This window comes from Terriglobus sp. (assembly GCF_965201105.1).
GTDB lineage: Bacteria > Acidobacteriota > Terriglobia > Terriglobales > Acidobacteriaceae > Terriglobus.
Map to the genome: position 1 here is coordinate 3461558 of NZ_OZ241741.1, position 14184 is coordinate 3475741.

At 64.2% G+C, this 14184-nt stretch carries 8 protein-coding genes; 3 read left to right on the forward strand and 5 right to left on the reverse strand.

Annotated features, from left to right (window positions below; all coding sequences use genetic code 11):
- Positions 1-9: 9 nt before the first annotated feature.
- Together ACOFKT_RS15300 and ACOFKT_RS15305 are read right to left on the reverse strand one after the other, a co-directional pair.
- Positions 10-3390, reverse strand: coding sequence for a TonB-dependent receptor domain-containing protein (locus tag ACOFKT_RS15300; RefSeq protein ID WP_419804849.1), 3381 nt, complete (start codon positions 3388-3390; stop codon positions 10-12).
- A 215-nt stretch (positions 3391-3605) separates the two neighbouring features.
- Positions 3606-7085 carry a carboxypeptidase regulatory-like domain-containing protein gene (locus tag ACOFKT_RS15305; RefSeq protein WP_419804850.1) on the reverse strand — a complete coding sequence of 1160 codons (3480 nt, stop codon included), beginning with the start codon at positions 7083-7085 and terminating at the stop codon, positions 3606-3608.
- 319 nt (positions 7086-7404) lie between these two features.
- Between ACOFKT_RS15305 and obgE the strand changes: the two genes are divergently transcribed.
- Positions 7405-8511, forward strand: coding sequence for a GTPase ObgE (gene obgE / locus ACOFKT_RS15310; protein WP_419804851.1), 1107 nt, complete (start codon positions 7405-7407; stop codon positions 8509-8511).
- A gap of 14 nt (positions 8512-8525) precedes the next feature.
- Here obgE and ACOFKT_RS15315 read toward each other — a convergent pair whose 3' ends face one another.
- The 3 genes from ACOFKT_RS15315 to ACOFKT_RS15325 form a co-directional block, all read right to left on the reverse strand.
- Entirely contained in the window at positions 8526-9617 is a 1092-nt protein-coding gene (locus tag ACOFKT_RS15315) for a hypothetical protein (protein WP_419804852.1), read from the reverse strand.
- Between the two features lie 150 nt (positions 9618-9767).
- Entirely contained in the window at positions 9768-11240 is a 1473-nt protein-coding gene (locus ACOFKT_RS15320) for a hypothetical protein (protein WP_419804853.1), read from the reverse strand.
- Positions 11237-11548: a PadR family transcriptional regulator gene (locus ACOFKT_RS15325; protein ID WP_419804854.1), complete on the reverse strand. Its 312-nt coding sequence runs from the start codon at positions 11546-11548 to the stop codon at positions 11237-11239. The genes ACOFKT_RS15320 and ACOFKT_RS15325 overlap by 4 nt, the downstream gene beginning before the upstream one ends.
- Positions 11549-11590: 42 nt before the next feature.
- Here ACOFKT_RS15325 and ACOFKT_RS15330 point away from each other — a divergent pair, with 42 nt between their 5' ends.
- Positions 11591-12394, forward strand: a complete 804-nt coding sequence (locus ACOFKT_RS15330) for an ABC transporter ATP-binding protein (RefSeq protein ID WP_419804855.1) — start codon at positions 11591-11593, stop codon at positions 12392-12394.
- A complete protein-coding gene (locus ACOFKT_RS15335; protein ID WP_419804856.1) occupies positions 12387-14084 on the forward strand; it encodes a hypothetical protein in 1698 nt (565 codons plus the stop codon). Before ACOFKT_RS15330 ends, ACOFKT_RS15335 begins: the two co-directional genes overlap by 8 nt.
- Positions 14085-14184 lie beyond the last annotated feature (100 nt).

Genomic DNA, 14184 nt, shown 5'->3' on the forward strand with positions numbered 1-14184 from the left:
GCGGTTGCGCTACCACTCGAACCGCAGCCCGGCCTGCAGCCGCCGCGCCCGTGTCAGGTCGGTGCCGCCGCTGTTCGCCGTGCCAAACGGACGCGAGGTCAGCCCCTCGGCTGCAATGGCTGCCGCATCCTGAAACACCAGCGGCGTCAGCCCGTTCGCCACCGTGCCTGGCAGAAACGCACGTTGCGTCACACCGGTCACATTGCGGTGGTTGAAGAGGTTGAAGCCCTCCGCCGAGATCCGCAGATGCGTGCGCTCACGTAGCGCGAAGGCACGCGCCAGCCGCAGATCGACCGTGGTCTCGATCGGCAGCCGCAGCGTATTGCGGCCCACGCTGGGCAGATACGTCGCTCCACCCGACCCGTTCAGGCTCTCGCGACCACCCGGCAGCACGGTGCCGCCTTCAATCAGAAAGCTGTAGGGCCGCCCGCTGGTCACAAACACGATCGGCGCCACCGTAAAGCCGTTCAGCAGCCCACGCTGCAGACGCGATCCGCGCAAAACCTCCGGCGCCCACACCGCCGTCGCCGTCACCTTGTGCCGCCGGTCCAGGTTCGACAGTGCGCGGTCGTACCGCGGGTCAAACGGGTCGAACTGCGCATCCGTATTCACCGCCGCCCCGCTCACGCGCAGCGTATCCAGCGATTTGCTGAACGTGTACGCACCGTGCAGCGTTAGGCCGCGCGCCGCCACACGCGACACCTGCACCACCCCCGCCTGGTACACGCCGTTGCCGTTCGACAGAACCAGCGACACCGGCCCGAAGTCCGGCGAAATGCGCGAGGTGTACAGCGGAACGGCAAACGTCGCGCCGTTCCGCAGACCAGGCGTCGTGACACCATCGGTTCGCTGAATCGCAAACCTCGCCTCGCCCAGCGACGGCGCGATGTTCGCGTCGACCGAGTTCGGCAGCTCGCGCGATAGCGCCGCCGTGTAGCTGACACTCAGCATCACGCCGGCCGCCAACTTACGCTCCACCGTCAGCTCGGCATCCTGCACCGTCGGCAGTTGAAACCGGCGCGACAGGATCGTCGCCGCCGAAGTCCTCGCCGGCAGGCCAGTGCTGCCGCAGGTGTACGTCGCGGGATACCCGAAGTTCGCGCCCACTGAGCTGCACGCCGGGTCGATCTCCGCTGTCGGCGTAATGCGCACGCTGTACGTGGAAGCGGGCTGCGCCGTGTTCGTCAGCACCTGCTGCAGCACGCGCCCGGGAACCCGCCCGAAGTGGATTCCGTATCCCACCCGCACCACCGTGCGATCGTGCAGACCGTACGCAATGCCCAGCCGAGGTGCGAAGTTGCCGGGATCGCCCGGCAGAAAGCCTGTCGCTCCCAGGTTGCCGAACACCGTGTCCAGCGCCACATTCGTGTGCTGCGGCAGTGGCATGCGGAAGTATTCATAGCGCGCACCCACCGTCACATGCAGCCGCGGCGTCAGCCGCCATACATCGTGTACGGCCGCACTCGCCTCGCCGGTGTGGAACCGCACCGACGTGCCCGCGCCAAAGCCTTGCGTGAAGCTTTGAAAGCAGAACAGGTGGACCGTCGCGTAGATGGACGGGCAGCCGCCGTTCGGGTAGCTGGTTGCGCTGTAGGTGAAATCCGTTAGGAAGTCGACCAGCCCACCCGCGCGCCCGCCCGTGCTGCGGCTGCCGTACTGGTAAGCGCCGCTGGTTGTGGCGGCGGCATCCACGGCGGTGTCCAGCAGGCTGCCCGCGGCCTGCAGCGTCACGGTGTGCGCCCGTCCAGAGAACGCGGCACTCGCTTGGAACTCGGCGCGGTGTTCCTGCGGCAAGCGCCGGCGCTCCGCGGCAACCGGCGTTCCGAACCGGAAGGCGCCGCCGCTGGAAGCATTCGCCAGGTCGATGCTGACCTGGGGCACCGCTCCCTGCGGTCCGGTACGCGGCTCACCCGCCAGCGCGGGTGCCTCCAACTCGCTGACCTCGTCTCGCGATACCGCGGCCCCGGCCTGCAGCACCCAGCGCGTGCCCGCCCCAATGCTTTGCGAGATCTGCAGCGTGTCGGCCACGATGTGCAGGGTGGAGACATTGTCGCGCGACTGCGCCACCACCGCCCCGCCCCGCGCACCCGACGGCGCGTCGTGCCGCGTCCCGGTATACGTCACCAGCAGCGAGCTTTTGGGCGAGGTCACCACGTCCAGCCGCGGCGTTAGCGCTAACGTGCTGCTGTGGCGCGGTACCTCGCCCGTCAACGAATCCAGAAAGCTCAAGCCCTGCGCCGCTTTTGCAGCGGTCACGCCACGGTTTCCAAGCAGGGCGCTTTGCATCGCGGTTAGCCGGTAAAACGCCGGGTTGTCGGGCGAGCTGATCCCCGGAAAGCTGCGCCGCTGCGCCTCCGCCGCGCCAAAGGCGTACACGCGATTGCCGGTGCGCGGCAGCCGACGGCCCAGCGATCCGCCAAACTGCTCCCGCTGATCGCGCGGCTTCACGGTAGCGCTTACGGGCGCGCCGTTGTTGTAGCGGGTGGCGACGGCAAACGGATCGGCGGCATCGGCTCCGCTGTTGCGCAGCAGGAAGAATGCCGACCCGTGCAGCTCGTCCTCGGCGCGCCGCGTCACCGCGTTTACCGAACCGCCGCCATCGCGGCCCAGCGGCGAGCCCTCGCCGATCGCGCGCACCTGGAATTCGCGCACCGCTTCCAGCGGCACGTTGAACGGCGCGGCCGCGCTCCCTCGTGGCGCGCCGTCGTAGCTGCGGTTCACCGTGAACCCATCCTGCGTGAAGCTGCTCTGCGACGGGTCCATCGCGCGTGTCGACGTCTGCACCGTATCGCCGGACCGCGCTTCTGCATCCGACGCCTCCTGCGCGTCGCCTCCCGCAGCACCTGAGTCGCTGCTGTCGGGCGTGGCGCTGTCGTCGCCCAGGTTCGTCAGCGGCGTCAACAGCGCAAAGTCCTGAAAGCGGCGGCCGTCGATCGGCAGCGCCACCAGTTCCTGCGGCAAGAGGCTGCCATTCAGCGGCGAGTCCACCAGCGACGGCCGCTCCGCCTCCGCCGCACGCACCGTAACGGTTTGCGCCACACCCGCGGCCTGCAGCACCAGTGCCAGTCGCACCGCTTGTCCCGCCGCCACGGGCACTGACGGCACGCGCAACGGCGCGAACCCGTCGCGCTCGCAGCGGACTTCATATTCGCCAGGCCGCAGGTCGTCGACCCGGAACTCCCCCAGCGCATCCGTCTGCACGGTCTGCGGCGGCAAGCGCCCTGCCTGCAGCACAACGGTCGCGCCCGCAACGGCACCACCCTGCGCATCCCGCAGCACGCCGCCCACCGCTCCCGTCGTCAATGACTGCGCGCGGGCATACACCTGCGCGCACACAACGGCGCTGGCAGCAAGGACCACACGGGCTACAGGAGGCAAAAACAAACGCATGCGCACAGCCCGCGGTTTCGCGGGAGCGTCGTGACACAGCATGGGGGAAAGACGAAGCCAGCCCGGACGCCGCTGCCTGTCGTATCAGCGCGAACGATCCTGGAGGGAGGCTGTGGCCTGAGTGTAAATCGTTCGGGGCAGCGACTGCTTTCAGCGCGTTGTGCAACACAAAGGCGGCGACCGAAGCCACCGCCCTTATGCGAAACACGTGCCGTTTAGAAGGTGAACCGTCCCGCGATCTGGAACTGGCGAGGGCTGAATGCATAGTTGCTGTTGGTGTTGCTGACCGTGCCGAAGTTCGTCGTGCTGGTCAGATTGGCCGTGCCGTTGGACGCGCCGGCGCTGGCCGCCGGTGAAGCGATGGTGAAGGCACCGGCATTCACGCCCGTCACGTTCTGGTGGTTGGCCAGGTTGAAGCTCTCGATGTACAGCGAGAACGTCTTGCCCTCAGCGACCCGGAAATCCTTCTGCAGACGTGCATCAATGTTCACGATGCGCGGGTAGCGGAAGGTATTGCGGCCGATCTGCGGAATGTACGTTTGGCTGGTGCCCAGCAGGCCGGTGTTGGTGGCGGAGGTCGGCGCCAGCGTGCCGTCACAGAACGGGCTCGCCGTATTGGTGGCCGTGTTGTTGGTGCACTGGTTCGGCGTGCTGCCGCTCACGGTGGCGGAGTACGGCAAACCGCTTTGCGCCTGGATGAGTGGCTTCACGGACCAGCCGTTGGTCAGGTAAGCCAGCGCGCCGTGGTCGTTCTTGACACCCGGGATGTTGAAGATTGCCCAGCCCACTACACGCTGGTGCACGTCGTAGCTGGAAGTACCGTAGTTCAATCGCTGGTTGCCGAACGGATCCAGCCAGCTATTGACCGCGGTTCCGGTGAACGAGCTTTGCGAGAAGTCCAGCGCGTGCGCCCAGGTGTAGTTCGCGTCAAACGTCGCCCAGTGCAGGCTCCGGTTGGTGATGTCGAACGACAGCGCGTGATAGCTGGAGTTGATGTTGCTGATGAGCTGCGTCACCGCGCCATAGCTCGGGTTCACGCCGATGCTGCCCAGCGCGGGCGCGGTTCCGGCTACTGCGTACTGCCGGCCGGCATACACGCGGGTCTGAATCTGCGATCCGCAGGCCAGGATATTGCAGTTGGTGCTACCCGCTGAGCTCGGCTGCACCGTGTAGGTTTCGGTGTAGTATCTGTTCGGGTTCTGGTTGACATTGATGAAGTTCGGCAACTCGCGGCCAAACGAACCCAGGTACGCCAGGCTCAGCACGTTGTTGCGGCCCAGATCCTGCTGCACCGTCAAGTCGGCCTGGTAGGTGACCGGGTTCTGGAAGTGGTTGTCCAGGTAGACCACATTGCCGCCGCTCGACGCCGTGACCGTTGCCGGATTCACCTGCTGACCGAACACGGGCCGGTTGGCCGAGCTGTTCGTGTAGCTGATGTTGTACGCACCGTTGGACGATCCGGTGTTGGTCAAGGCACTCAGCAGCACACTATTCGCAATGCGGCCGTAGTAGAAGCCGAAGCCGCCGCGCAGCACCGTCTTGCCCGCACCGTACGGATCCCACGCAAAGCCCACGCGCGGCGAGATGTTGTTCTTGTCGTCAGGATGGCCGGCGGTCTGCGGCACCGCGGCTGCGTTGTTGAGCGATGCAAACGGCGACGGAATCGCCTCAAAGTCGTATCGAGCGCCCAGGTTCAGCGTCAGCCGCGGTGCGATCTTCCAGTCGTCCTGCACAAAGAAGCCGTAGTCCGTAGTGGCGAACTGGAACTGGGTCGCACCAAAGCTCTGCAGGTAGCTGTTGTAGCAGGGCAGGCCGGCATTTGCCGCGCCCACACCCGTCAGGCCCGTGTTGCAAGTGCCAGCCGGCTGCAGAAGGTCGGAGACGTAGTTCACGATGTTGGTGCTGTACGTGTAAGCGCCGTTGACCTGGTTGGGCGCGTTCTGCTGGTCGTAGTTGTGCACGATGTCTTCGCCGACGCGGATATTGTGCTTGCCGAAGTTGAACGAAAGCGTATCGCCCACCTGCCACTTGCGCTCATCCGGGTACGCCACGCGATACGAGTAGTACGGCGAGCCCAGCTGGAAACCGAGCGTGCTGTACAACGAAATCTGCGGCACATTGCCGTTCGCCTGACGCAGAAAGTTCTGCGAATACGCCGACAGCGGCTGCTGGCCCTCATCGTTCAACTCGCGGCCGTACTGGTAGCGCACCTCGTTTGCAATGTTGCTGCTGATCAGCGAGTCCAGCTTGGCCAGGCCGTAGTCGAGCTTCACAAAGTCCGTACCAAACGAATCAGTGGAGTAGGTGTTGCTGGCCTGCGTCTGCACGCCGCCCGGCGAGTCCCAGCGCAGCCGGTGATACAGCACGCTCAGGTTGTGCTTCGGCGTGACCTGCCAGTTGATCTTGGGCGTGTTGATGTTCTGGTGACCGTAGCGCGGCACGGGACCAAGATCGCCCGCCAACGCAGTAAGCTGGCTGTTGTACGCCGCGGCAGCCGACGCATACGTGTTTCCCGCGCGCCGCGAGTTCAGCCGCGCCGCCAGCAAGCAGGCTGCGGTATCCGTGGACGACTGAAACGTCGTGCTCACGCCCTGGCTGTTCAGACTGCTGCCGCTCGGCAGGCCGGCCGTCGCGCCCGTGGTCACATTACAGGTACCGCTCGGCAGCGTCAGATCCGCATTGTCAAAGAACTGCACCGCGTTGTTGGCACGCGCCAGGCCGGGGAACTGACGGTCGAACACGTCAAAGGCGTAGGTGAAGAAGATCCTGTCCTTCTTAAGCGGACCGCCTACTTCAAAGCCGTACTGGTTCCGCTTGTCCTTTGGCTTGAACGGCACCACGCTCACACCGGCGCCGTTTGCATTGGCACGCGTCAGCGTGGTGTACGGGTTGAAGGCGGCCAGCTCGTCATCGCGGCGGTAAAAATACGCCTCGCCGTGCAGGTTGTTGGTGCCGGTCTTGGTCACCGAGTTCACCACGCCGCCCACCGCGCGGCCGAACTCCGCCGAGTACACGCCGGTGTTCACCTGGAACTCGCGCACCATGGCCTGCGACGTGGAATAGCCCGCGCGCGTACGCCCACGCTCTTCCGAGAAGAAGGCCTGGTTGTCGTCCGCGCCGTCAATCTGCACGTTGTTCAGCGTTGGCGCAATGGCGCGGAACTGCAAAAGGCCGAAGCCGTTAGAGTCGACCGTGACGCCCGGCGTGGTCAGCGCCAGCGTGGACCAGCGGCGATTGTTGATCGGAATGTTCTCGATCTCGCGGTTGCTCAGGTGGCCGCCAAAATCAGGCGAATCGAAATTGATCGCCGGAATGTCCGCCGTCACGCTGACCGTGCTCGATTCTGAGCCGGTGGTCAGGTGCGGATTTAATTGGGTTACCTGCTGCACCTGGACAACGATGCCTGTCGTCTGCTGCTCCTGAAAGCCGGGCGCGGTGATCGTTACCGTGTACGTGCCGGGGTTGAGCAGGGGCGCCTTGAACTCGCCACTGCCGCCGGCCGTGATGCGCGTGTCGGCGTTGGTCCCCTCATCGTGAATCACGATTGCCGCGTTGGGAACGGCCGCGCCAGTCGGGTCAAATACGGTGCCGGCAATCGCGCCCTGGGTCGTGTTCTGTGCCAGCGCCGTGACACCGGCAGCTACAACCAGTACCGCCGCAAGGGCGAGGCTGCGCATGGTTTTGTTCTGCGTCATTGCTTCTCCTGAAAAAGTTCCGCTTCCGTGCGCGATTTGCGATCTTGTTGCCGCGTATCGCCGGGCAAACCTGTTCCACGTTCACGCGGGCCTGAAGACTTCATCGCACCGGGGGTGCGGGTCCCGAGCGGGCCACGTAGCTTTACGCTCACACAGCCGTGTGAACCTGCGGTAAAGCTGGCTGGAAGTGGTGTATGGATGCCTGTATTTTCGCAGTTTGACGCGTCCTGCTCAAGCCACAAAGGCGGTGTAACGGCGTGGAAATCGGGGGCGGAAATACTGAATGGCTCCCGGACCGGTAAACTTGAAGTAGAAAACCATGTTTATTGATGAGGCGAAAATCCGGGTCAAGGCCGGCGACGGCGGTAACGGCTGCATGGCCTTCCGGCGCGAAAAGTTCGTTCCCCGCGGCGGACCGTCCGGCGGCGACGGCGGCCATGGCGGCGACATCCTGATGCGCTCCTCCGAGCGCCACAACACCCTGGTCCACTTCCGTTTCAACCCGGAGTACAAATCCGACCGCGGCACCCACGGCCTGGGCAGCAACATGAGCGGCCGCAGCGGCGAACATCTGGTCCTGAACGTTCCTGTCGGCACTGTGGTCTACGACGATGACACCGGAGAACTGCTGCACGACTTTGAGCAGCCGGACGAAGAGGTCTGCATCGCTCGCGGTGGTCGCGGCGGACGCGGCAACCAGCACTTTGCCACCAGCACCCACCAGGCGCCACGCGAGCATGAACTTGGCCGTGCCGGCGAGGAGCGCCACTTCCGGCTGGAACTCAAGCTGCTCGCCGACGTCGGCCTGGTCGGCTACCCCAACGTCGGCAAGTCCACGCTCATCTCACGCCTCAGCGCCGCCCGGCCCAAGATCGCGGATTACGCCTTCACCACGCTCGAGCCCAACCTGGGCGTCGTAAAAATCGGCGACTTTCCGCACGAGCGATCGTTCGTGATTGCCGACATGCCCGGCCTGATCGAGGGCGCAAGCCAGGGTGCTGGCCTTGGCATCCAGTTCCTGCGCCACATTGAGCGCACTGGCGTGCTCGTTCACCTGGTGGACGTTTCCGATGGTAGTGGCCGCGAAGATCCGGTCGCCGACTTCAAAAGCATTGCCGCGGAGCTCGCCGGCTTCGGCCATGGCCTTGAAGACAAGCCCGTCCTCGTTGTCGCCACGAAGATCGACGCCGCCAACCCGGACAAGCTGAAGAAGCTGCAAACCTACGCGAAGCGGCGCAAGCTGCCCTTCTTCGCGATCAGCAGTGTTACCGGCGAGGGCCTGGAACCGCTCAAGTACGCCATTGCCGACGCCGTTGAGCAGCGCCGCGCCGAGCACCCCGTGATCGTCAGCGACGCGCCAGCGAAACCGAAAAAGCACAAGTCGCTTTACTCGCCTCCGCTGGCCAGCGCCAAGCGCGGCGTGTAAACGCTCCGTATGGGCTAGCGGACAACGTCGCCGAAGCCAAACGGGTCGGCCCCGGTCGAGAACCGCCCGTCGACGTGTTCCGCGGGCTGTTCCTCGTCATGCCACTGCCAGGTGTTCGAGTCATACGGGACGAGGCCGCTGCGGTGAACGGCGCCGCCCGGCATGCGGAGAGAACCGTACTCCTTGTACGCGGCATCCAGGGCGGCACCGCATCCGTTTGTTACGGAGGCCGACCCTGGGTTGAATTCGATATCGGCAGGGCCGTGCAGGGTGACCCCCTTGTACACGGCTTCCATGCCGGCAGGAACACAGATGTCGATGTACTGCTCGGGCTTGTCTGCCGGACCTTTCTGAAACGCGGCCAGGGGCGCTGTCAGCGGGGAAATGACGACGCCGGCCGGCCAGGTAACTCCACCATAAGGGAACGGGTCGGCAAGCGTTCCATTGCTGATCTCGCCCACCTCGCCATGCTCGTCATAATCGAACTCCAAAGGATGGCCCGCAGCAAATCGAAAGCCGTGCAGTACCGTGCTTTGCGCCAGAACACAGCGGAGCTTTGCGTAGTTCACAAGTGCCGGTCCAGGTCCACACGCAATGCCATGAATCGTGTAGGAGCCGGCCAGCGTGCCTTCCAGACTGCGGTACGGCCCGATCGGATTCACGTTCAGAAGCCCGGTCCAGCGCAGGCCGTCTGCGACCGTGGGTGCCGCAAGCTTTACATAGAAATCGTCATTGCCCTGGCGAGGCTCCGTCACCTTGCTGCCCGCGGGAATGGGTACACCCTCGCGCGTGGTGGCCTGCTGCACCGCATGGCTGCGAGCCAGAATATCCGCATGCGCCTCCAGCGGGAAGAACGCGAACCATCCCACAAGGTTCAGGATCAGCACTACGGGCAGGCAAAGGGTCGCAATGCAAAGCGAACGCAACACCTTGCTGCGACGAACGTCTGCGGACAAGAGCGGCAACCCGCCCAGCAACGCGAGCGCCGGCACAATGACGATGCCGAAAAAGAACGTCAGCATCGCAGTGATCATGGAGATCGACGCGATGGGATGCTCGTGCGAGACCTGAACGGTTCCGCCGAACTGCAGCAAAGCAAAGAGCATGGAAACAACCTGCCTCTGGCGAACGGCGCGGACACGCCTGGAGCTTCGCGCCGCACTCCTCAGCATTGACTCGCCGCAATCAGTTCTCCCATGCTAACCGTGCCGCATGAACCGTCCAGCAGCCGAGGCACTTGCACAACGAGCGCTCGCCTATGGTTTCTGCGCGAAGAGGAACTGCCACGATGCATCCAGCGCCAGCCAGCGCTGCGTGTGAAACCAGCTGGTGGCATGCGCCGGCACGTGCATCAGGCCGTGACCGCTGTCGCAGACAAGCTCGGTCCCACTCCACGATAGAAAGTTTTTGGAAACGTCGCCGACCTGCGCAGGGTGCGTCAGTGGCTTCAGGCAGGCTGGGCATCGCCTGCGCTGGTCGCGAATCGACCAGCGTAGGCCGAGCAGTGCCACAAGGAACGTCACAAAGACGCGGGCATCAACGGCAAGCCGCCAGTTCGCACTGGAAAACAGGGCCCCACCGATCAGAGCGAGGCCTGCGGCAATCGTCCACCAGAGCACGCACTTCAGCAGCAGAAAGGCCCACCGCCGAAACGCGAACCGCAACGGCGTTTGCACCGAACTCCTCACGTGTTCACCAAAGCCAAGCGGCGTGGTCGCCGGCAGTGCCAGCAGGCTGAGCGCGAGACCGATGCCCCAGGCCCACCATGGGTCAACCTTGCGCTCGGCCACCGGGAACAGCAGCATCGACGCTTCGAGGTCACGTGTTTCGCGGATGGAACAGTGACCAAAGCCAAAGTACCAGTTGGTGGTGGCATCTGCGGCAAACCGGCCGATGACGAACCCTGGAACGCCGGCCCGCATGGGTTCCCCATCGAACAACCACGCCTGGTACGCGCCCGGTAAGCCGGAATCTTCCACGTTCGCCACGCCCAGGATTACGGCCGCGTGCCCGTCTACCGTGACCAGCCTTTCATCGGTCGAAGCACGGGTCGAAGCATCAGATCCAAAGACTTGCCGCCACGCCTGTCGTGTCAGGATCAGTTCGGAGCTCGCGGGGGTCGCTGGTATCTGAAAAGCAGCGCCAGCCCGCTTCTCTGTAGCACCCGCAACGATCGGGCGCATGCCTTTCGTTCCATGCGCAATCCACAACGAAACCGGCTTGCCGTTCACCAGCACGGTCCGCCTCTCGACCTGGTAGTAGTCGATCGTCTGCAGAAAGTCGGCGCGGTCTGCCCACACCCGGTATCGCTCAGGCGTAACGGCTGCCGTGGCCTCATTCGGCCCGCTCGACGGGAACAGCACCAACAGGTCTGCGGGCGTATGCCAGCTCGCCTGCCGGAACTCGGAACGCACACTCGGCAGACAGAGCGCAGTGCCCACACTGACAAGAGCAACGACGAACAGCACAAGGAGGCACCGTGAAGCCGGCAGCCCCCGCTTCTCTTCCGGGAACTCGCGGTGAAGACACACCGCGTCCGGCAAAGCTCCCCACGCAAACTGCACGTATGCAGACCCGCTCGCTGCCGTGTTGCGCACCTGCCACAGCTCCCCATCCCACTCCTTGCGCCAGTCCTGCCGACGCTGTGCAGGCACGGCCAACGATGCAGCGTGCAGCAGCAGGCGGGCGAACACCCAGGGCAGCAGGCCAGCCAGGGCCGGCGTACTCACACACGCTCCCTGGAGCGAAACATTCCTTCCAGCAAGGGGTATCGCGCAAGCGACGCCTTGAGCGCCGTACGCCCGGCGCCAGTCACCTTGTAGTACTTGCGCTGCGGCCGCTGCTCCTTATCCGCGGTGGCCTGGTCTTCCCAAGACGACCGGATCAGCTCGTCGCGTTCCAGCCTGCGCACCGCGGGGTAGATCGTTCCGCTCGGCAACCCGGTAGCTTCCATGATGTTGAAGCCATAGGAGTACCCTGCCGCAATTGCGTGCAGGATGATGGCGGCGGTATGGGACAGCTTCGGTCCTTCAGCCATGTGCGACCTATGTAGCATTCTACTTGACCTGAGCAGTGCAGAATGCTACATAGGGTGCAGGAGGCCATCTCCATGCTTGAGGCCCGCGACCTGACCAAGAGTTACCGCGGCATCCCCGCGCTGCGCGGCGTCAGCTTTACCGTTGCGCCCGGCAAGGTGGTGGGCTACGTGGGGCCGAACGGTTCGGGCAAGTCCACCACCGTGAAGCTTGTCACGGGCTTGCTGGAGCCGGATGCCGGTCAGGTGCTCTTCCGCGGCGAAAACATCCGCCATTGCCTGCAGCGGTACCGCGCCGCGTTCGGGTATGTGCCCGAGGAAGCGCATGTCTACACGCACCTGTCCGGGCTGGAGTACCTGCAGCTGGTAGGTCGTCTGCGTGGGCTGCCGGAACACCTGCTGACGCGCAGGGCCAACCGCCTGCTTGAGCTGTTTGGCCTGGCGCCGTCGCGTCACTCGCCCATCTCGCTTTACTCCAAGGGCATGAAGCAACGCGTCCTGCTGTCGGCGGCGCTGCTTCACAATCCTGACCTGCTCATTCTGGACGAACCATTATCGGGACTCGACATCGTTTCGGCTCGGCTCTTCAAGGACCTGCTGATCTCGCTGGCTAAGTCCGGCAAGGCTATCCTCTACATCTCGCACGTGCTCGAAGTCGTCGAGCAGGTCTGCGACCGCGTCATCATTCTGCAGGAAGGGGCCGTGCGCGCCGACGGTTCCCCCGCCGCGTTGAAAGCCGACGCGCACTCGGCCAGTCTGGAAGCTGTCTTTTCGGCAGTCGTGCAGCATGAGGACACCAGCGCCATTGCGAACGAACTGGTCGCGGTCATGGGGGCCACGCATGCGTAATTGGCTCCGGCGTTCCCGCACTGCGCCCGTTGAAAGCTTTCTGGTGCAAGCGCACAATCGCGTGCAGCAGAAGCAGGCCACGCGTGCGCAAACACTGGTGCGTCACCTGCTCTCACGCTTTCAGGCAGACGACACGGGCGAGGATGAGCAAACGGTTCGCAGAACGCTTTTCCTGTGCGCCGCGGCGGCGATACCGCCCGTGTTCATTGCTGTCATGCTGTATCCGGCATATCACCCGATCGCGATGCCGCCGGCGTATCGGCCGTATTGGAGCCAGGTCGGCGACGAATACCTGTATGTGCTGTACTCGTTTGCCGTCATGGGGGTCACTTCGATTCTGCAGTGGGAATCCATCTTTCCGGACCTGTTGGATGTGTTCGTCCTGGCAGTCCTGCCGCTGCCGCCAGGTCTTCTGTTGCGCTCTCGTGGACTTGCTTTGGCGATCCTGTTTGGCGTTGCTCTGCTCTGCGTCGCCGCACCGGGCACGCTTCTACTCCCCTTCGTTGTGGAGGGGCCGCAGGTCGTTCGTCATCTCGCAGCGCATGCCCTGTCCGCGGGTGCGGCTGGCGCTTGTTCCTGCACGTCGCTCATCGCACTGCAGTCCGTGTTGGAGATCGGGTTCGGCGTACGGCTTGCCAAACGGTTCACTCCGTTCCTGCAAGCCGGCGCGCTGCTCGCTCTTTTTGTAACGCTTGGCTACACTCCCACTCTCCTGAACGACCTGCAACAGGGTTCAATCTTCTCTTCGGCCGCTGCTGGCTGGCTTCCTCCGGTTTGGTTCCTCGGCATGTATGAACAGATCCGAGGCGGCGCGCCGGACGGCCAAGCATGGCAGGCGCTCGCAAAGCATGCGTGGCTGGCCACTGCGGCATCGCTACTCGCTGCCGCGATTTCCTATCCCATTGCGTACCAACGGCGGACCCTGTTTCTGATCGAGTCGGGCAATGCCGCGGTCGGTGGTCTGCGCAGCCCTGCATGGTTCACTCGCCTGCTGCATCGCACACTCGTTCGAACGCCGCAGGCGCGAGCGACCTTTCACCTGATCGCGCAGTCGGTGTTTCGCGTGTCAAAGCTGCGAACAATCCTGACCATCTACGCCGGCATCGGTTTCGCGCTCGTGCTTGGAACCTCGATACATCAGCCAACTCGTGCCGTCGCGATCCTGGCGTGTGCAGTTGTGGTTGGAGGCAGCGCGGTGATTCGCAGATCATTCATGCCTCGTTCGGCATGGCTCTTCCGCATCATGCCAGCCTCAGAAAGCGACCCTCACGTGCGTGGAAGCACGCGGGTCCTGGCACTTTGGGCCACGCTCGCCGCGTGCGGTGTTCTAGTCGTGCTCCTTACCGGGCATGGCCATGGGACCACCTTGCCTGGCGTGATCACTGCAGTCACAGTGGCGTTGATGCTTCCCGCGATCCTCGCGCCCACGCTCCTTCTTGGCTTTCGCGACTTCCCGTTCACGGAAGAACGGGAGACCACACCCGAACACTTTGTGCTTAGCCTTCTGCGCCATCTGATTGTGTTCCCCGCAGGAGTTATTGCGCTCGGCTGGATCGCCGGGAAGGCTGAACGGAGCACCGCCGGTCTGCTGCTCTGGCTCGCCGGAGCTTTCCTGATCGCTGCGGCATTCCACCAGATGAACAGGCCAGGCGGCGTGTTTGGACCATCCAGCAGTGCGAGTGACGTTTAGCGCGTTCGATCGGATGCGTCGCGCCGGTTCGCAAGTACCCGCTGCCGGCGCCTCAGGAGTTCGCACCAGTGACGGCGCACAATACTGTGCCACGGACAGG